Here is an 18,944-nt window from a genome sequence, read left to right on the forward strand (position 1 = left end):
CAATACTTTGACAGAACCCCTTCAGATCCTTCTATTCAAGAGCAGGGAAGGTTTGGGCATTGCAATTGTTCATTATCCAACTCTTTGCGCTTTGGCTAAAAGGCCCTTTCGTACTTCTTCAGCTTCTTCAATTGCTTTGCCATATACGTCCATAGTATCTATGGCAATTTTGTTCCAGTCGTAAATACTCCGTAGCTCTTCCTGACTTTTCAGGACCATTCTCTGCGCTAGCTGAGGATTTTCTAACACTTGCACGATTGCTTCTGCCAATTGTCCATCATTGTTAGGTGCTACTTTTAGACCATTCTCACCGTTTCGGATAATTTCACCTAAGCCCCCAGTATCGCTGGCCACAACAGGAACGCTTGCCGCCATCGCTTCTAAAGCAACAATTCCGAAAGGTTCATAGAGACTTGGGAATACAGCAACATCAGCTCTCTTAAGTAGAGCGTTACGTTGTTCATCTTCAATGAAGCCTGTGAAAGTAACCCTTTGTTCTAAATTAGATGACTGCACCCATTGACACAATTCTTTTTCCATAGGGCCTTTACCAGCAATAACTAGGCGCGCCTTGGGTCGACGGGCTAGTATTGTGGGGAATGCTTGTAATAAAACTTGCACACCTTTTTCGGAGAAAAGTCTTCCAATGTAAAAAATCATTTCATCATCGTCAGCTACAAAAGATTGAATTGACAGACTATCTCCTAAGGATGATAAAACTTTCTTAGAATCGACACCATTAGGGATAATAGCAATCTCAGCAGGTGAAATGCCAAAAAGAGATGAAATTTCTCTGGTCATATATTCAGAACAAGCAATGAGCTTATCGGTAATAGATACAAGTTCTAACTCTACACCATGAATGTAGCTCTGAAGATCGTTATGAATTCCTCTCTGCCTACCGTGTTCTGTGGCATGAATAGTAGTTACCAATGGAATATGCAGTAATCGTTGACTTTCTCTCGCGGCCATAGCCACTAGCCAATCATGAGCATGAATCACTGCAGGCATCTCTATGCCTACTTCATCTAGAATAGCATCTAAGAGAGCAAAGTTAAATTGCCACACCCATCCAAGAAAATCTTCTTGCAAGGACCTTCCATGTACATGCAAACGGTGAACAATTACACCATTAACTACTTCTTTATCAGGGCTACCTGGCACATGGCAAGTAAATACATGGACAGGAATTCCTTGCGCAACGAGAGCTTCACTTAAATCGGCCACATGTCGACCGAGGCCACCCATTACACGTGGTGGATACTCCCAAGTGAGCATCCAGACAGCTCCCTGATGCATCGTCACATTACTTCTATATCAAGGTAAGTGCTACTTGTCTTGGTTTGTCACTATGACTACTTATGTTCTCCTTATAAGTGCGGTTATAGTAGCGATAATCCAGATCGGGGAAGATAGGATGTTTCCATTCGGCTTTGGAAAGCTCAATAACATTAATTGACCCTTCTCGAATCGACCTTGTAATCTTCCAGAAAAGTTCTAAATGTTCCTTAGTCCGCACTGTGGCATAATCAACAGTTGTTCCGGTGTACATAATAAAAGCCCAGTCACTTGATTGCGCCAGCATTAACTCCCTAGCCGCCTGGTTTAATGCTCTTTTTACATCACCTTGAGCTTGGGGATAAGCTTCGGCAAGAGCTACCATCTCTTTCTCTGCTTGATGAAGATGACGGTAAATCCAGTCGTTCGTAGGGTTTACCCACACCTTGCCAAAACCTTCCTCACCCCAAGTAGAGAAATGCAACCTTCCTTCAGGTCCTTGACCATGCTCTTCAATGTAACGACGAGGGGTCGTCAAAGAGACAGAAGATTGACCATCAGCAAAGCGTCGCAATAAAGCTTCTAAAAATTCAGGTCCTTCATACCACCAGTGACCAAAAAGTTCCGCGTCATAAGGAGAAAGCACAAGAGGTGGTTTATTTTGTTGTTCTTGAAGAAATTCTATTTGTACTTCTCTATTGAAACGAAAATTATCGCTATGGCTGTTAATTTTTGAGGTGGCCCAGTCAGGTTTATAAGGTTCTTTGTGATCGCCAGAGCCTGTAATTCGATAATACTTAAATCCTGTGTCAGCTCGATCAGGACCAGCTAAAAAAGGCGCTACATAGTCGTAAGGAAGATCATAACCAATATCACGATAAAACTCACGATAATCATAATCACCAGGATAACCGGAATTCTTATCCCACACTTGTCTAGATGTTTCCGGATCTCTGGCAAAAGCAGAGACTCCACCGCCTAGATGAAGGGGTTCGTAAAGATTAGCTTCTTCTGGATAAGCTCTTTGGAAGGCGCCATGATCAACAACAAAACATTTTAAACCTTCCTGAGATAAGAGACGCTCAATGCCAGGCTGGTAAGCACATTCAGGCAACCATATGCCATGAGGAGCAATACCAAAAATCTTTTTATGTTGCTCTACAGCTGTACGAATTTGTGGACGCCAGCTAGCTTCAGAAGCATAAGGCAAGAAAGCATGAGTAGCAGAAGAAGTCCATAGATCGAGATGACCACTCTGCGCTAAAGAGCGCCAGGCTTCTGTAATCTGACAACCCCAGTCTTGATATAGTTGACGAAATCTCTCTAGTTTTTCACGGTACATCTTAGCAAGAGGAGCAAAGTCATCGTCCCCTTCTGTCCGTTGCTCCTCTTCCTTACCTAGGAGAATCATTTTATCTAAATAGCGTAAATAGCGATCTTGCAATAGTGCATCAGTCAACATGGCGGCAAGTGGTGGTGATACAGAGAAGGTAAGTCGGTAAGATAGACCTTCTGCACGCAAACGCAACCAAGTATCTGTAAAGGGTAGGTAACACTCCGTTAATGCCTCAAAAAACCAACGTTCCTCTAGGTACTCTGGTAATTCCGGATGACGAACGTAGGGCAAATGCCCATGGAGAACTAATGCCCAGTATCCTTTAACCTTCAAAGTAAGAGGCGCTCCTTTCTGCCACTGCTGGTTCTGCAACCAGATCTGATGAGCTATAACTCTCCGTACTTTCTTCTACAGGTACTGTAACTTCTATCGGTGCTACTCCACCAACAATAGAATGTGCTCGACCCCAGCTTCGACGATGACCGCTTATCCCTGGTGGCATGTGCACTTGCTCCGATGTTAAGAGCTCCTGAAAACTCTCCCCATCTTGAATACCAATCTGAATACGATAAATCATAGCAGGCACAAGTCCACTAAGATACCAGTGATCGGCGCCAAAAGGAAGTTCAGCCTGGTAAACTTTCTGCCACTCCATGCTGTCATTCTCTTCTACAAATTGCTGAACCCGGATTTGGCAGGGAGAATCTACATTCAAGTTCCTTAACGATAAAGCTTTCTGTCTAGTCTCCTCTGTTAACTCCCAGTAGACATAGATATGAAAAAGATCTTGGACTAGTACTCCGAGACAATCTTGACCGTAAGAACGTGGTAATCCGCCCATGATTCTTCTCCCCCTCCAAAATATCACCAAAGACATTGCTCTCTTCCATTATAACAAAGCCAGACAAGAACGTAGTATTAAGATTTTCCCATAAAAATACCACCAAAGATAAATCTTCGGTGGTATGCTTAATATTTCATTGCTTTTCTTCTATTTTACAGGTTTTACAAGTTCCATAAAATTCTAAGCGATGGGCTTCTACGCTGTGACCTTCTTGTTCTTCAACTAGATTATCAATCATTGTAAAAGCTTCTAGGGGTAAATCAAAAACATTACCACAAGATTGACAAGTGAAGTGATAGTGTTGAGATACATCACCATCATAACGAGAGCTTGAACCGGCGTAATTCATTTCTCGGATCAGCCCCTGATTAGCAAGGGCATTCAAATTGCGATAAACTGTACCTAAACTAATGTCAGGAATATGCTGTCTCGCTTCTTGATAAACCCAGTCTGCTGTCGGATGGCATTTGGTGCCTAGTATAAGATCAAGAATCAATGATTTCTGTTTGGTCAAACGTGTTCCAGCGACACTCACTTCAATACACCCCCTCCAGCATATTAGTAATGAGAATAATAACTATATATTCATAATACGTAAAAATGCTGGAGTTGTCAATTATTCCGGCAAAGGAATGAGCTTGTAAGTTCTCTTTCCTAAACCGATAGCTTGGCCATGTTCTAGTTGTACAGTCCCATCCACATTAGGATGGATGGCTCGAAACTTATCTTTACCTGCACCGGCCCCTGCAGGGTTTTGATCTTCTATGCGATTATTCAGCAAACCTGGCGCTTCGTTGACCAAATCGTAACAAGCCTGATCGAGGGCCACAGGGTCAAAAGAAGCTAATATACCTATGTCTGCTACTATAGGGGTATCACTCCAAGAACAACAATCACATTCAGGCGTTACATCAGTTACAAAGTTAACAAAAGCGATTTTACCTTTTTCCAACTTGTCTTTGATAGCACCATAAGCATACTCGGCCATCTTTTCTTGTAATAAGACTCCTTCTTGACCCCAGTTAATCGCAATCGCTTTGTGAGGACAAGTAACCGTGCATTCACCACAACCAATGCAACGCTCTCCAGCGATAACAGCTCTTTCTCCCATAGATATGGCATCAACAGGACACCAGGGAACGCATTTGGCACAGGACTTACATTTCTCACCTACTATAGGTTTGACGTCAGAGTGTTGAATCAATTTTCCTGAACGTGAAGCAAGGCCCATAGCCATATTCTTAATAGAGCCACCAAAACCAGTCAATTCATGACCCTTAAAGTGCGATAAAACAATCATACTATCAGCATCTAAACCAGCTGAGGCAATTTTTACTTCTTTTAGATGCTTGCCATCGATAGGTATATTGCGGTAGTCTTTACCGTTTAAACCGTCAGCAATCACAATAGGAGCTTTGACGACAGCATAAGCATAACCGTTTTCCATGGCCGTATCTAAATGATCAACAGAATTGGCACGAGAACCACGATAGAGCGTATTAGTATCAGTTAAAAAAGGTTTACCACCTTGCTTGCGAACCTGCTCAACTACAGCTCCAATAAAAGGTGGTCTAATGGTAGCCGTATTACCTCTCTCTCCAAAATGAAGTTTAAGAGCAACTAAATCTTTAGGTTCGATTACTTTCATAAGACCAGCTTTACCCATCAGAATACGCAACTTGTCTACCAGACCTTTGCCAGCTTTGGCTCTTCGTGAAACAAAATAAACATCCGACATTGATTAAATAAGTCCTCCTTATAAAAAAAGCAGGGTATTACCCCTGCTCATGATCGCTTCTGTATGTTTATCTCTATACTAGTTAATACAGAGGCTTTATTTATTTATTTATTTATCTTATTGCTTGATTAGTTCGTCTTTTGTAGCACCACATTTAGGACATTTGCCAGGCTTACAACGCTTTTCAATCACTTCGCCACATTTTTCACACTTATAGACTGCCATGGAAATCTCTCCCTTTTTGTTAGTAATAGTTACTATGTTTGGTAATATGGTAAATGATTTTTATCTTTCTGTCAAGATTCATTTAGTATTTCTTTGTAGTATTGCTCATATGCATCGACAATTGGTTCGGCTCGAAAGCGACTTAAAGCAACTTTACGTCCTCTTTCTGCCATTTGTCGATGCAACAAGGGGTTCGAGAGAATCTTGAGAGAGCCTTCAATCATCGCATCAGTATGACCAACTGGTGCCAAGTAACCTGTTAGTCCATGTTCTACTACTTCAGGAAGACCACCAGTCTTACTAGCAACAACAGGTACTTCACAGGCCATAGCTTCCAAAGCAACAAGACCAAAAGATTCTTTCTCTGATGGTAGCAGAAAAAGATCAGATAAGGCAAATATCTCGGCTACATTTTCTTGTCTCCCTAAGAAGTGCACCCTCTCTTCTACAGCTAACTGTTGAGCCATCTGTAGAGCCGTTACTTTTTCAGGGCCATCTCCTACGAGCAAAAGCCGTGATGGCAGGACTTGATTGACACCAGCAAAAATTTTTACTACATCTTCAAGACGTTTTATAGGTCGAAAGTTAGAGATATGCAAAAGCAATTTCTCCTCCGGCAAAGCAAAGCGACTTCGCAAAGCAGGATTTTGCTGTGGTATGTAGGCCTCTACGTCAACAAAGTTAGGAATGACACGAGGTGTTTTTTCTAGGCCAAAAACTTCTTTGGACTCTATAGCAAGATTGTGAGAAACAGCCGTTACACCATCACTGCTTTCTAAAGAAAAGCGAATTACTTCGAAAAACTGAGGATCTTTCCCTACCAAAGTAATGTCAGTACCATGGGTTGTCGTGATTATGGGCAATTTTCGCTCCCGTGCTAGCATTTCTCTAGCTAGATAAGCGGCAGGTGTATGAGGAATAGCATAATGGACATGCAAAAGATCTAACTGTGCTGTTCGAGCCACATCAACTATTTTGGAAGTTAATGCAATTAAGTAAGGAGGAAATCGAAAAAGTGGATAATCTAGTACTTCCACTTGATGGAAAAACAAGTTAGCTTCAAACTGTTGCAGTCGAAAAGGTGTCTCATAGGAAAAGACATGCACTTCATGACCACGTCGAGCTAAGTGACGAGCCAAGTCAGAAGCAATAACCCCACTGCCTCCATAGGAAGGATAACAAAGAATGCCAACTTTCAAAAAATGATCACTCCCATAAAGCAGAAAGATCTTTTAACACAAAAGGCTTTTCACCGTAAAGCGGCTCGGCATAAGCAACATTGGCAAGACCACCGAGATATTTATCTCTACCTACCAACCAATGCAAAAGATGAGGAATGCCTAGTCGCTGACACTCTTCTTCCCAAAGTTGGCCAAATTGACTAGCATAGGCAACAATCGCTTTTTTCTTCAGCTCATAGACGGAAGAAACATCTACTAGAAGTGGTTGTGGTCCGTCGAGAAGACTAGCATTTAAGCGATAATGATAAAGCTGTCGAGGTCTCCAAGGTTCGCCTAGTTCTTCTTTTTCATCACATGGTCCTACGTATTTTTCTATTCCTGCATAGAATAAAGCTTGCCGCACTAATTCAGAAGCACCTTCATGATCGGGATGGCGATCTCGCCCTCCTGGAGCTAAAACTATTTGAGGTCGATAGCGACGCATAAGCATGACTAATTCTTCAATTCGTTCAGACCAAAAAAGAGGGTTGCTTAAAGAACCATCGGGCCAACTACAGTTTCTTCGTTCTCTAACACCGAGCAAGTCAGCGGCAAGCTTTGCTTCCTCTTCTCGAATCTCTGCTGTGCCCTTAGTGGCCATTTCTCCTCTTGTTAGATCTACGATTACAACGCCATAGCCTTGTTGGCTAGCCAAAGCAATGATGCCACCAACAGACAATTCTATATCGTCGGGATGAGCACCAAAAGCGAGGATATGACAGGAGTTACTTGCCCTAGAAAGAGCTTCTATAGAACTTGTCTGATTATACACTACCATAGAGTTTTCTCCTTTGGTATTCATTCTAGCTCTTATTCAGGGACGACCTGCCAAGATCAACATAGCTTGAAAAGCTCTATAAACTGTAGGGAAGTCAGAGTGATAGAACTCTACACAGCATGGATCTCTTTGCTTTAAGCCAGGCATAAAAGAGACGATCTTGGCCATAAGAGGACTGCGAAATATTACCCTGAGACAGTAGGGCCCTTCAAGGTAATAAGCTTCTAAGTGAACATTTCCCGTCTTCCATGCTTGTATAATCTCATAACTTTTTTGCTCTATCATAGCTTGGCTTTGTTTAGGTAATAAAGTGCGAGCACTTTGCTGACTCACAGAACTTTTGACGATGACAAAAGAAGTTCCTACAAGCTGACTGCCTTCTAGGGCTACTTCTTCATCACCACTGACTAGGGCCACAGGAACACCAAAAACACCTGCCAAAGCCGCATTAAAACCTAATTCCCCTATTTCCAAGCCGTTTAATTCCATGCCTACTATGGCATCACTATATGAGTGTGACAAAACACCTGGCGAACCATGGCGAGCATGATAGCCAATAAAGAAAGCAAGATCAAAGTTGTCATCAATAGCCGCCATCATGCCCAGCTCTTTAGGTTTACCTGAAATCACTTCTACATATCCTGGCAAATCATCGACTAATAAATTAGTCATAGTCAGATGAGCATCGTTGACGACAATTTGATCCACGCCAGCAGATGAAGCACCTCTAATGGCCGCTGATACTTCCTCAGTCATCCACCGTCTCGCCCGTTCGTACTCCAATGGTTCTGTAAGCTGAGACGATGATACAACAGCGGCCACACCTTCTAAATCTGCAGAAATATATAACCGCACTAAAGCCCACCACCCTATCCGTCCATTCTGAGGATAGTACGGTATAACCTTATGCTAGAGGTGTTCCATAATGCATTTTCTTTGATAGAAAGTAGCTACCTGACGATAGCCTACAGACCAAGCCAATTCCCTTGCCTTTTCTAAGTCTCGTCCTACTTCATGACTAAAATGAGCATCTGAGCTCAAAGTAATGGGAATGGATAGTTCAAAGCATCGTTCCAACAATTCTCTAGAAGGATAGAACTCACCAATAGGTTTGTTGAAACCATTTGTATTTATCTCACAAGGTAAACCGCTTTTTCGAATAGCTTGTAAGGCTTCTTCTGCTAGTTCTAATACTGGCCTTTTGGAGCGAACCTTAAAAATCTTGATCAGATCAAGATGACCGATAAAACTAAATAAACCTGAACGTGCAACTTCTGCAATGCGCTTAAAGTACTCCAGATAAAGAGCATCTTCTTCCCACAAACCGTAATTTTTTAAGTAGCCATTATGATCGAAATCCCAATCATGAATTTTATGAACAGAACCAATGACAAAATCAAAAGGATATCGATAAACCATGGCTTTGAGTTTTTCATCAGCATGGCGAATATAATCAATTTCTACACCAAAACGGACTTGAATATCTGGAAAATTCTTGGCACTTTCAGCAAGAGCACCTAGATTATATTGATCTAAATAACGATCATGATCAGCAATCCCTATCTGAGAAACACCTCTTAAGCGAGCTGTCTCTAAATAAGCTGTAAATTCCTCAACAGTATGACTAGAAGTAGCATGTCCCATGGCATGTACGTGATAATCTACAAGCATATTGATTACGTCCCCTTCTCCAAGTCAAGCTCTCACAATATAAAAAATCTAAGCATAAATTCTCAAAAATGCAATTACTATAAGCTTTTTTCAACAGAGAACGACAAAATACCTGCTGTAAAAAAAGAAGGTTTTTTAAGCGCTTGTACTGAACAATAACTATATAGAAATAATAGTACTATTAGGGATCATAAGGAGGCCAAAACTATGGAACTAACGCAAGCCATTAGAGAACGCCGAAGTATTCGCAAGTACAAAACTGAAGAGCCACCTCGAGATCTTATTGAGAAGGTTGTCGAAGACGGTCTCTGGGCCCCCTCAAGCACAAACCAACAACCCTGGCATTTCTTTGTCGTCCGTGGTGAAGAAAAAGGCAAGTTAAGTCAGATAATCGCTCCTGCTGGCAAAGTTATTTTACCAAAATTGGAAAGAGCTTTCAAAGACAAACCCAAAGTAATTCAAGCGACCTTAGAATTTTTTGATACCCTCGGTGGTGCTCCTATTCTGATCTGTTGCTACAGTCAATCAGCACCGATTACTGCTCAACCAGACTCTACTCCTACCTACCTACGTACTTGCAACATCGATCGTCTAGGAAAAATCCAAAGCGTTGCCGCCGCTATACAAAACATTATGCTTTCCGCTCATAGTGTCGGCCTTGGAACTTGTTGGATGACCGCTCCTCTGCATGTGGCTGACGATATTAACAAAACAGTAGGCATCAAAGACCATGAACTTGTTGCCTTAATTACCATGGGCTATGCCGATGGTACAGCAGTAGTTCCACCTCGCAAAGAAGGTCGCCTCTCTTGGATTGGGTTCTAAAGCAATCTTCCCCTGATAAGCATTTTGGTAAAAATAAAAAAATTACAAAAAAGGAACATTGGACATTCATCCCGCATAATATACAAGACTTGAGGGGGTGAAGTCCTTTGTTTCGCAAAGGTGCACTTTTGCTTTCTGCTTTTCTGATTTTTTCTCTAACTCTGTTCCTCGTCCGTTGGGACAGTGTAGCGACTTTTGCAGAAAGTGAAAAAGATCAAGAGGTTTTACTGATTCAGCGGGCCCTCCAAGCCAAAGGAATTGCTGATAGAGAACCAGCCGATACATTGATAGTTAAAGGTGATTTCTCACCTATTGAAGGCCAAGAAAATATCCTTGTCGTCAATATGAGCAAACACCAGGCTTTTTTGGCCGCTTTCGAAGAAGAAAGCAATCGTTTAATTGCCCTATCGAAAGATACATCAATGATCTCAAAAGCTACAAGCTTTGACCTTCCCGGTCTAGAAATAAGCGGTATTTTCGTTGAAGAAAAAGCCGATAACCGCCTCGGTGGTTTTGAGGAAACCACTTGGAATCGCATCTACCGCATTGACGATCAAAATGTTTTCCACCAAATATTTGCTCATGTTCAAGAAAGCGAGTATTACTGGCATGAAAGCTGGGATGACCCCAAAGGTCTCTATTGGCACGGTGTTCATGAAGAAAATAAACTAACCTACCCATCACCAGGAACTATCGAGATAGCTAAAAAAGTAAAGCGCCTTCGCTCAGCCGGCGATCCCCATCTACTACCAGACCTTGCCGAATTTACTGTAGCAAGCACTGAAGACAGCGTGGTAACTTACCTATGGGACGATAAGCAATTGCGCTTTATAGAGAAAAAGTAAGCTCCAAGAAAGTTAAGTTCACCGTACAGATATTTCTAAAACAAGGCCTGCCCTGCTCTTATCTTTAGCTAAGAATGATAAGCAAGGCAGGCCTACTTTATTTCCAGAGTTCCTCTCTGGCAAGGACCTAATGAAGCATTTTCTTTATTAATCTATCTGAGTCCTCTCTGTCTCTGTGGTTCTATATTAAAAATCCTTGTATCTTCCCAGTCATGGAAGTTATAATAAAATGTAATGTAATATAGACTTACTAACTATCTATACTTGTAATCATTTTTGATACTTTTTGAGTAGGAGGACCTCCGTAATGACAGAAAGAATTTTTAACTTCAGCGCGGGACCGGCGACTCTTCCTTTGTCTGTATTGGAAGAGGCTCAACAAGAGTTTCTTAACTACAAAGGTTCGGGCATGTCTGTTATCGAGATGAGTCATCGTTCCAAGGAATATGAAGCTATTAATGCCGGAGCAGAAGCTGTAATCAAAGAGTTGCTCGGTTTAGGTGACGACTATCGCGTGCTTTTTGTTCAAGGTGGCGCTAGTTCACAGTTTGCTATGATTCCAATGAACTTCTTAGGCGAAGGTCAAATTGCCGATTATATCCTTACTGGGGCTTGGGCTGAAAAAGCTCAAAAAGAAGCGACTAAGTTTGGACAAACTCATATTGCCGCTACTACCAAAGAAGGTAACTATGCTCGAATTCCTCAACTTGATGAAATTAAGTTAAGCGAAAAGCCTGCTTATGTTCACATTACCTCTAACAACACCATTTTTGGCACACAATGGAAGCAATTCCCTGACTATGGGGATATTCCTCTCATAGCCGATATGTCTAGTGATATACTTTCCAAACCTTTTGATGCCAGCAAATTTGCTTTAATCTATGCGGGAGCTCAGAAGAACTTAGGTCCTTCTGGTGTAACTGTTGTGATTATTCGTAAAGATCTGATTGAACAAGGTAACAAAAACATTCCTACTATGCTTCGTTATGATACCCATAGTAAGAATGATTCTCTATACAACACGCCTCCCTCTTTTTCTGTCTACATGGTTGGCCTAGTAGCACAGTGGATCAAAAAACAAGGCGGCCTTACAGCAATCGCTAAGCATAATGAAGAAAAAGCGGCTCTCATCTATGACACAATTGATAACAGCGGTGGTTACTACACAGGTCATGCTGAAAAAGATAGCCGCTCTCTGATGAACCTCACTTTCCGTTTACCTAACGAAGACTTGGAAAAAGCCTTTAACAGTGAAGCAACTAAAGCAGGCCTCAGTGGTCTCAAAGGTCATCGTTCCGTTGGCGGCATGAGAGCTTCTATTTATAATGCCATGCCTCGGGAAGGTTGCCAGGCTCTAGCTGACTTTATGAAAGAGTTCCAAAAGAAGAACGGCTAAAGGTTCTGTAACTTTAATAATCTTGACAACAGATGGGAAAAACTTAACGCCGCAGGGTAGCAACAAGACGGTCTGGCTTTTGCAAAAGAGCCAGACCTTTTTCTATGGAAGTCACCACAACTTTAGCTCTTAATAAAGTCTCTAGAGCACAACCTTCTGGCCCTATTACTGCAATGCCTAGATCAGCAGAGCCAACCATGGCGCAGTCATTAGCGCCATTACCAATAGCAATGACGCCACCAGATAAAGAGCGCACAAATAGTTCTTTCTCACGGCTATGATCATTACTTTTAAGGATCTGAAGAGAGACAGGAAGGTGCTCACACTCCTCAGCAACGGAACCAAAAGTATCTGCCGTAATCACATATATCTGTAACCTAGTAGCTAGATCCTCTAGAATAGGTGGCAAAGCAGGCAGTAACTTGCCATCTTCGGCAATGGTCCCGTTATAATCTAAGACAAGATGAGCTAGCTCTAAAGGCTCTTGGCCTGGGATGTTAAGCTTCATTATTAATGCACCTTTCACTTTAATATTAAGATATAGAGACGTAGCAGTAACAAAGAGAAAAGAGTACTATCTCTGCAAAAATCTTTTTGGTTAATTTTACGAGACCTATTCTCCTCCCTTGCCTCGTACCATAGAGGAGAGGTATAAGCACCTCTATGGACAAGGAAAGGAGTGTTCTGTCCCAATGAGTCGTATCGATACCCACCCTCTCGATCCAGCCTTGTTACGCTTGCGAGGAATCTCACCTAAGCAAATTAAAGAGCATTACAAGCTTTACGAAGGTTATGTCAAAACAATCAACGAGATTCGCAGTCGTTTACAACAAGTAGATCGTAGAGACCAGAATCCTCGTTATACACCTTATCGGGGCTTGAAAGTGGAAGAACCTTTTAATATCAACGGGGTAGTTCTTCACGAGCTCTATTTTGAAAATCTTGGTGGAACAGGTCGCCCCCATGGACCTATTGTGGATGCATTGAAGAAAAATTTTGGCTCTTATGAAGCCTGGGAGGCAGACTTCAAAGCGGCGGCAGGAGCTTCTCGTGGTTGGGTTCTACTTAGTCTTGATTTTCGCGATAATAAACTGCATAACTACTTAGCTGATGCCCACGATAAAGGCATTGTTGACTGTGCCACTACCCTCTTAATTATCGATATGTACGAACATGCTTACTTTCTTGATTATGGTACAGAAAGAGAACGTTATATCGATGCCTTTATGAAAAATATCGATTGGGACGTAGTTAACCGCCGCTACCAGAGTCTCATTGGTTGGGTTGATAAGTTAAACAGCTCTGACCAAAGTACAGAGGATTATTATTTTGAATAAGACTCTAAAGGTATATTGCCACAGTATAAAAAAAGATCAAAGCTCTTTGCTTTGATCTTTTTTTTAAGAATAAGGGAGGAAGGGATCGACAAAAGCTAACCTACAAAGGAAAAGCAGTCAAGTCTTAGCAAGGAGGGATCTGGATTTGTCCTGGGTTAAGTGGAAGAAGCTTTTATCTGTAAAAAAACCTTATATAGACAAATCCTTTTCCCTGCCACCGCCACCGAAAAAAGGCAAAAGCACTTTAGAAGAAGAAGTCGATTTATTATCGCTCTATGAACCCAAGCAACAACCTACGCCCTATCCTGATACAAAAAATCAAGCAGAAACTCCTGAAGATTATATTCCTACCAATCTGTCAGAAGTGGAGCAATGGCTAGACAAGGAATTTCTTCTCTCGCTCAACGACGATATCATTCTTCGCCCTTTATCGATCGGCCTACCTAAGACTTTACCGGCCTTACTCGTCTATTTTCAAAGCCAGGTGAATAATGAACATCTAAGTGCCATGGTCATACACCCTATGACTATGGAATTGACGCCACCGGCTCCCATCCCTGAAGCGCCAACGTTGCTGGAGCTTTTGGCAAAAAAAGTAACATCGGCGCCTGGTGAATATGTGATTCTCCAAGACAAAAAAACGATTGTGGAACGGCTGATCAATGGCCATATTGTTCTGTTTGTAGAAGGGCAAAGTGAAGCTATTGTCATCGAGGGCATCGAAGTGCCAGGACGTTCTGTTTCTACACCTATTATTGAGTCAACAGCGCGAGGGCCGCAGGAAGGTTTTGTGGAAGACCTAGACACCAACATCGGCCTCGTTAGGGCGCGCTTGCGGACATCACGGCTAGTCTGTGAGATTCGGGTCGTAGGGCGTATGGCTCGGACACGTTATTGCCTTCTTTACGTGGCGGGACTGACCAACCCTGCAATGGTCGAAGAGATGCGCAAACGGATTCAATCGATTGATGTAGACACGGTTCACGATATGGGCTTGTTCGAGCAATATATAGAAGATCAGAGCAATTCTCTTTTTCCACAACATCTGATTACAGAACGACCGGACAGAGTTTCTTCTGCCTTAGCCGATGGATCTATGGCTGTTTTCCTTGACCGCAGTCCCTTTGGACTTGTAGCACCAATAAGCATATGGACCTTTATTCACTCACCAGAAGATATGTATCTTCGCAATCCTTTTGGCTCTTTTGCTCGTTTCTTGCGAATTATGTCACTGATTCTTACACTTTTTGCACCTGCCTTATATATTGCCGTTACTTCCTATCACCCGGAGATGTTACCGACCGAATTGATGTTGGCTACAGCGGGAGCGCGGGAACAAGTTCCCTTCCCCGTTTTTATAGAAGTACTTTTTCTAGAATTTTCTTTAGAGCTCATTCGCGAAGCAAGCTTGCGAGTGCCTCAGCAAATTGGTCCTACCATCGGTATCGTAGGTGCCATTATTATTGGATCGGCTGCTGTAGAAGCAGGTATCGTCTCGCCCATCCTTGTCGTCGTGATGGCCATTACAGCACTTGCTAGCTTTAGTATTCCGGCTTACACTTTTTTCTACAGCATTCGCATCTTGCGCCTTCTTTTCCTCGCAAGCGCTGCGGCGCTCGGTCTATATGGTCTCGCCATTGTAACATTGATTGTGGCTTTTCATCTCGCTGGCGTCAAGTCGCTAGGCGTGCCTTTGCTTTCTCCTCTTACACCAAGTCGAACTGTTGCTGACGATTTAATTTTCCGTGGACCAATTCTCAGACAAAAAAAAAGACCCCTCTATATACGACCCCTCGATACAATTCGCCAGAATCCCTCTCGTCCTCCTCGCTCTAGGATGAAGAAACAGAAACTGCGCAGAACGCTCTAAGTGAGGCACTCTAATTATGAAGAAACCAGGCATGCTTGGGACTTTCGAATTGTTCTTACTTCTCTGGCTTTATTCTACCTCCACTATTTTGTTGGCCTTACCTCGCATCTATGCTCAGGATGGTCAAAGTGCTCTGTGGCTTCTTCCTATCATCAGCTACCTTTATCTCCTCCCCTTTATCTGGGTAATCATCAAACTAAGAGATTATTTCCCCGACAAAATCCTGGTAGAAATTCCAGTTATCCTTTTCGGTCGTTGGGCCGGTTATCTTGTCGGTTGGCCTCTTGCCTTTTATATCCTTTTTGTCACAGCCATGGCCTTGAGGGAATTTACAGATGTTGTAAACTATATTATTTTACCAGAAACACCTTCATGGGCCTTATTGCTCCCCTTTCTTATCGCTAGTGCTTATGGCGCTTACAAAGGACCTGAAGCGATCAGTCGTGCCAATGTAATTCTACTTCCTCTGACGCTGGGCGCTTTTATCTTTTTACTCTTCAGCTCTTTTACACAAGCAGAACTATATTTTCTTGCACCGATTCTTGGCCCTGGTCTTGATGAGTTGTTGATCAGTGCTTTTTTACGACTCTCTGTCTTTATTGAAGTCGCTATCTTGATGGCCCTATATCCTAACATCCGCTCAGGTAAAGCCCTCCGCTTCGTAGCTTTCTACGGCATGGCTTTCAGTGCTTTCTTCATGGCTCTTGTCTTACTCGCTTATGGTCTAAACTTCCCCTTTGCTAACACACAGCTGATCGGCTCACCTCTTTTTCAACTTGTTCGCAACATTAACTGGGGACGTTTTCTCCAGAACTTAGAATCTCTCTTTGTTTTTACTACTGTCTTGATGATGATCATCAAGATCTCTCTTTCCCTTTATATTGCCGTCATTACTTTTGCCAAGACCATAGAGTCTCCCTTTTATCAACCTTACGTCTTTCCATTTGCTTTCATAACCTACCTCTATACTTTTATGCCAACAGATTATCTAACAGCTGTAAAATGGGAATACGAGTTTTTGCGACCTTACGGTTTTATCAGCCTTTTTATCCTAGCTAGCTTCTTATTGGCTGTCGCCGCTTGGCGCAAGAAAAAAAGACCTAGAAAGAAGCGTTCCCTAAAAAGAGAGCCAACTGCTTTATGAGTGATAAAAATGTAAATAAAGTAAAAAAAATACTTGCTATTGCTATGGTTTTTCTTTCCGTAACCTTGCTTACTTCTTGTTGGGACAAGCAGGAGTTAGATCAAATGGCTTTTGTACTTTCTATGGGCATTGACAGAAGCCCAGCAGGTCTCCTTGATCTCACAGCACGTATCGCCGTCCCAGAAGCGATCGTAGGGGCCGGTCAAATTGGTGGTGGTGCTGGGCCTACAGCGCCAGGCCAAATTACGAAAGTATTAACAGTTACGGCGCGGACATTACCTGAAGGTGTCGCTCTATTGGAAGCAACGGTGGAAAGACGTATCTCCTTTATGCAATGCCGTATTGTTGTAATTGACGAAAAATTAGTAGAAGAAGGACTCCATCGAACGATTGATTTTTTTAACCGTCATCGTGAATTTCGGCGTTCCCTTATCTTTTTTATGGCCAAAGGCTCACCAGCTCGTGAAATTTTTCAACATGCTGTGCCTGTATTGGAAGAAAACATCGCCCGCTACGTGGAAGACATTGTAGACATTCAACGACAATTTGGCTTCTCACCTTTTGTACGTCTTCACGATCTGAATAATACCATGGAAATGTATCATTTTGATGGCTTAATACCGATTATGGCCATTAATGAGGAAGTAGCAGAAGAAAAAGAAGGCGAAGATGTAAAACCTAGGCCGACAGAAGAATATTGGCAAGATGATGAACCAGCTCACGAAGAACTAAAGACCATTCCAGGCAAACTCCATCGTTCTGGTGGCAATCCTGTCTCTTATGTTGGTGCTGGTGTTCTCGTCGGGGGTAAGCTGGTTGGCTTTATGAATGCAGATGAAGTACGCATAACGGAGCTTCTGCGTGGTCGCTATAAGACAGGTATCTGGAGTATCCCCTTGGCGCAGGAAGAGATGAACTATGCCTCCGTTATCTTAGACCATCAAAGACCGCCTCTCATTGCTGTGGACACTTCTACAGAACCGATTCGCATTACCGTAACAATACGGATGAAGGGTAAACTCATGGAAGTGCAAGGTCAAGACATTGGCACACCAGAAGCTTTCCGCTTGGTAGAAAAAAAAATCGCAGAAGCATTAAACAAAAAAGCTTTGGACGTCATCGCACGGATGCAATCGATACCTGCTGACCCCTTTCACTTTATTCGCCCTCTGCGCTGGCGTACTTTAACGACGAAAGAGTATGTCGCTATTCCTTGGCACGAATGGTTTCAAAATGCTGAAGTAGTCGTAGACTTTCAGCCTGAAGTAGAGTTTTTTGGCTTTCAAGTTAATCCATCTCGTCCTAATCTTAAGGTAGAAGAAAAAGTTCTGGAAGAGCCTACAGAAGAAGAGCTACCGGGTGAAGAAGAATGGGAGTAACCTTTCTTGATATTTTTAACCTGTTAGTAGCTCTTGCTATTGCCATATATACGTTTAACGTAGGACGATGGTTTCTAGGCCGGCATAAGCAAGTGCCAGCCTGGTCTACCTTGTTCATCGCCTTCTATACGGTTCTCCTTACTGTCTATGTGCTCTTCTTTTTTTAAAATTAAAAATGGCTCTATCCGAGGAGGATAGAGCCAAAGAAACCATCTAATCTACTGTCACTCCGTCTTATTAAAAGCTGTCGCCGCCGCTGTTGCTGTGACTACGCCAAAAAGAGTTAGTACAGTCACATTGTAGGCTAAGGAGTGCTGAACCATCAACAAAGCTGTGGGTATGCCATCATAAATGACGTTGCGTAAAGCATCGACACCATAAGTAAGTGGATTAATTTTCATCAACCACTGTAACCAGTCAGGTGCTGTATGCAAAGGAAAGATAGCACCACTTAAGAAAAACATGGGCATCGTCAAAAAGTTAGAAATCAACTGAAAACCATGTAGAGATTCCATCCTACCAGCAATAGCTATGCCGAGACAACCAATAGAAAAACCGATAAGGGCACAGATAGGTAAAATACCAAGGGCCGCTTTCCAAGTCAGAGGCACGCCAGCTAAAGGAGAAAGAGCTAGTAAGACAATAGCTTGAAAAGATACTATGGTGGCAATACCTAATGCTTTACCAACAGAAATAGCCCACCGTGGTACAGGAGCTACTAGAATCTCTTTCAAAAAGCCAAACTCTCGATCCCAGATAATGGAGATTCCTGAGAACATGGACGTAAAGAGAACGGACATGCCAATAATACCAGGATAGACAAAGGTAAGGTAATCAATCTCCACACCATCAGGCAGACCACGAAAAGCCATAGCCGAAGCAATACCTGTACCTACAAAGACCAGATACAAGGTTGGTTGCATAACCATGCCAGCCCACTGGCTTTTTTCTCGGCGAAAGCGAATCAGCTCTCGATACCAGATCACATATATCGTCTTCATAATCGATTCAAACAAGTTCAACAAAAAAACCTCTTCTCTATCACAGTTACTAGCCCT

At 42.5% G+C, this 18,944-nt stretch carries 19 protein-coding genes; 7 read left to right on the forward strand and 12 right to left on the reverse strand.

The features are described from left to right. Positions 1-72: 72 nt before the first annotated feature. The 10 genes from F9B85_RS02335 to F9B85_RS02380 form a co-directional block, all read right to left on the reverse strand. Positions 73-1,299, reverse strand: coding sequence for a glycosyltransferase family 4 protein (locus F9B85_RS02335; protein WP_151618069.1), 1,227 nt, complete (start codon positions 1,297-1,299; stop codon positions 73-75). 13 nt (positions 1,300-1,312) lie between these two features. Continuing rightward, positions 1,313-2,947: a glycoside hydrolase family 57 protein gene (locus F9B85_RS02340; protein ID WP_151618071.1), complete on the reverse strand. Its 1,635-nt coding sequence runs from the start codon at positions 2,945-2,947 to the stop codon at positions 1,313-1,315. After that, on the reverse strand, positions 2,937-3,455 hold the full coding sequence (locus F9B85_RS02345; protein WP_170270100.1) for a DUF4912 domain-containing protein: 519 nt from the start codon (positions 3,453-3,455) through the stop codon (positions 2,937-2,939). The genes F9B85_RS02340 and F9B85_RS02345 overlap by 11 nt, the downstream gene beginning before the upstream one ends. A gap of 136 nt (positions 3,456-3,591) precedes the next feature. Then, entirely contained in the window at positions 3,592-3,993 is a 402-nt protein-coding gene (locus F9B85_RS02350; RefSeq protein WP_151618074.1) for a Fur family transcriptional regulator, read from the reverse strand. Positions 3,994-4,074: 81 nt separating this feature from the next. Continuing rightward, complete coding sequence (locus F9B85_RS02355; RefSeq protein ID WP_151618076.1) at positions 4,075-5,196, reverse strand: DUF362 domain-containing protein; 1,122 nt, start codon at positions 5,194-5,196, stop codon at positions 4,075-4,077. A gap of 117 nt (positions 5,197-5,313) precedes the next feature. Beyond that, complete coding sequence (locus F9B85_RS02360; RefSeq protein ID WP_151618078.1) at positions 5,314-5,421, reverse strand: RCKP-type rubredoxin-like domain-containing protein; 108 nt, start codon at positions 5,419-5,421, stop codon at positions 5,314-5,316. Positions 5,422-5,492: 71 nt separating this feature from the next. Next, positions 5,493-6,620, reverse strand: a complete 1,128-nt coding sequence (gene bshA, locus F9B85_RS02365; protein ID WP_151618080.1) for an N-acetyl-alpha-D-glucosaminyl L-malate synthase BshA — start codon at positions 6,618-6,620, stop codon at positions 5,493-5,495. Positions 6,621-6,627: 7 nt separating this feature from the next. Beyond that, complete coding sequence (gene bshB1, locus F9B85_RS02370) at positions 6,628-7,419, reverse strand: bacillithiol biosynthesis deacetylase BshB1 (RefSeq protein ID WP_170270103.1); 792 nt, start codon at positions 7,417-7,419, stop codon at positions 6,628-6,630. Between the two features lie 36 nt (positions 7,420-7,455). After that, on the reverse strand, positions 7,456-8,274 hold the full coding sequence (locus F9B85_RS02375) for a M55 family metallopeptidase (protein WP_170270104.1): 819 nt from the start codon (positions 8,272-8,274) through the stop codon (positions 7,456-7,458). 54 nt (positions 8,275-8,328) lie between these two features. Then, complete coding sequence (locus F9B85_RS02380) at positions 8,329-9,090, reverse strand: histidinol-phosphatase HisJ family protein (RefSeq protein WP_151618085.1); 762 nt, start codon at positions 9,088-9,090, stop codon at positions 8,329-8,331. 207 nt (positions 9,091-9,297) lie between these two features. Here F9B85_RS02380 and F9B85_RS02385 point away from each other — a divergent pair, with 207 nt between their 5' ends. The 3 genes from F9B85_RS02385 (at position 9,298) to serC (ending at position 12,156) form a co-directional block, all read left to right on the forward strand. Continuing rightward, complete coding sequence (locus F9B85_RS02385) at positions 9,298-9,915, forward strand: nitroreductase family protein (protein ID WP_151618087.1); 618 nt, start codon at positions 9,298-9,300, stop codon at positions 9,913-9,915. 107 nt (positions 9,916-10,022) lie between these two features. Continuing rightward, the gene (locus F9B85_RS02390) at positions 10,023-10,760 is read left to right on the forward strand and encodes a hypothetical protein (RefSeq protein ID WP_151618089.1); all 738 of its coding nucleotides are present in this window, start codon (positions 10,023-10,025) and stop codon (positions 10,758-10,760) included. A 307-nt stretch (positions 10,761-11,067) separates the two neighbouring features. Next, positions 11,068-12,156, forward strand: coding sequence for a 3-phosphoserine/phosphohydroxythreonine transaminase (gene serC, locus F9B85_RS02395; RefSeq protein WP_151618090.1), 1,089 nt, complete (start codon positions 11,068-11,070; stop codon positions 12,154-12,156). 43 nt (positions 12,157-12,199) lie between these two features. Here the strand turns inward: serC and F9B85_RS02400 are convergent, their stop codons facing one another. Continuing rightward, positions 12,200-12,664: an HAD family hydrolase gene (locus tag F9B85_RS02400; protein WP_151618092.1), complete on the reverse strand. Its 465-nt coding sequence runs from the start codon at positions 12,662-12,664 to the stop codon at positions 12,200-12,202. A 184-nt stretch (positions 12,665-12,848) separates the two neighbouring features. Here F9B85_RS02400 and F9B85_RS02405 point away from each other — a divergent pair, with 184 nt between their 5' ends. The 4 genes from F9B85_RS02405 to F9B85_RS02420 all read left to right on the forward strand — a co-directional run bounded on the left by F9B85_RS02405 (position 12,849) and on the right by F9B85_RS02420 (position 17,886). Continuing rightward, positions 12,849-13,493, forward strand: coding sequence for a superoxide dismutase (locus tag F9B85_RS02405; RefSeq protein ID WP_151618093.1), 645 nt, complete (start codon positions 12,849-12,851; stop codon positions 13,491-13,493). A 145-nt stretch (positions 13,494-13,638) separates the two neighbouring features. Further along, positions 13,639-15,363, forward strand: coding sequence for a spore germination protein (locus tag F9B85_RS02410; protein ID WP_170270106.1), 1,725 nt, complete (start codon positions 13,639-13,641; stop codon positions 15,361-15,363). A 16-nt stretch (positions 15,364-15,379) separates the two neighbouring features. After that, entirely contained in the window at positions 15,380-16,507 is a 1,128-nt protein-coding gene (locus F9B85_RS02415) for a GerAB/ArcD/ProY family transporter (RefSeq protein WP_151618096.1), read from the forward strand. Then, positions 16,504-17,886: a Ger(x)C family spore germination protein gene (locus tag F9B85_RS02420; protein ID WP_151618098.1), complete on the forward strand. Its 1,383-nt coding sequence runs from the start codon at positions 16,504-16,506 to the stop codon at positions 17,884-17,886. Before F9B85_RS02415 ends, F9B85_RS02420 begins: the two co-directional genes overlap by 4 nt. Positions 17,887-18,110: 224 nt before the next feature. On the opposite strand, the gene F9B85_RS02425 is transcribed toward F9B85_RS02420, so the two are convergent. Then, positions 18,111-18,908, reverse strand: coding sequence for an ABC transporter permease (locus F9B85_RS02425; RefSeq protein ID WP_243138040.1), 798 nt, complete (start codon positions 18,906-18,908; stop codon positions 18,111-18,113). Positions 18,909-18,944 lie beyond the last annotated feature (36 nt).

It is taken from the genome of Heliorestis acidaminivorans, assembly GCF_008933955.1.
Classification (GTDB): domain Bacteria; phylum Bacillota; class Desulfitobacteriia; order Heliobacteriales; family Heliobacteriaceae; genus Heliorestis; species Heliorestis acidaminivorans.

Bases quoted from the DNA above. Each gene is read 5' to 3' on its own strand.
- F9B85_RS02335 (WP_151618069.1), bottom strand. From the start codon at position 1,299: ATGCATCAGGGAGCTGTCTGGATGCTCACTTGGGAGTATCCACCACGT.
- F9B85_RS02345 (WP_170270100.1), bottom strand. From the start codon at position 3,455: ATGGGCGGATTACCACGTTCTTACGGTCAAGATTGTCTCGGAGTACTA.
- F9B85_RS02355 (WP_151618076.1), bottom strand. From the start codon at position 5,196: ATGTCGGATGTTTATTTTGTTTCACGAAGAGCCAAAGCTGGCAAAGGT.
- F9B85_RS02360 (WP_151618078.1), bottom strand. From the start codon at position 5,421: ATGGCAGTCTATAAGTGTGAAAAATGTGGCGAAGTGATTGAAAAGCGT.
- bshB1 (WP_170270103.1), bottom strand. From the start codon at position 7,419: ATGGTAGTGTATAATCAGACAAGTTCTATAGAAGCTCTTTCTAGGGCA.
- F9B85_RS02380 (WP_151618085.1), bottom strand. From the start codon at position 9,090: ATGCTTGTAGATTATCACGTACATGCCATGGGACATGCTACTTCTAGT.
- F9B85_RS02385 (WP_151618087.1), top strand. From the start codon at position 9,298: ATGGAACTAACGCAAGCCATTAGAGAACGCCGAAGTATTCGCAAGTAC.
- serC (WP_151618090.1), top strand. From the start codon at position 11,068: ATGACAGAAAGAATTTTTAACTTCAGCGCGGGACCGGCGACTCTTCCT.
- F9B85_RS02400 (WP_151618092.1), bottom strand. From the start codon at position 12,664: ATGAAGCTTAACATCCCAGGCCAAGAGCCTTTAGAGCTAGCTCATCTT.
- F9B85_RS02405 (WP_151618093.1), top strand. From the start codon at position 12,849: ATGAGTCGTATCGATACCCACCCTCTCGATCCAGCCTTGTTACGCTTG.
- F9B85_RS02415 (WP_151618096.1), top strand. From the start codon at position 15,380: ATGAAGAAACCAGGCATGCTTGGGACTTTCGAATTGTTCTTACTTCTC.
- F9B85_RS02420 (WP_151618098.1), top strand. From the start codon at position 16,504: ATGAGTGATAAAAATGTAAATAAAGTAAAAAAAATACTTGCTATTGCT.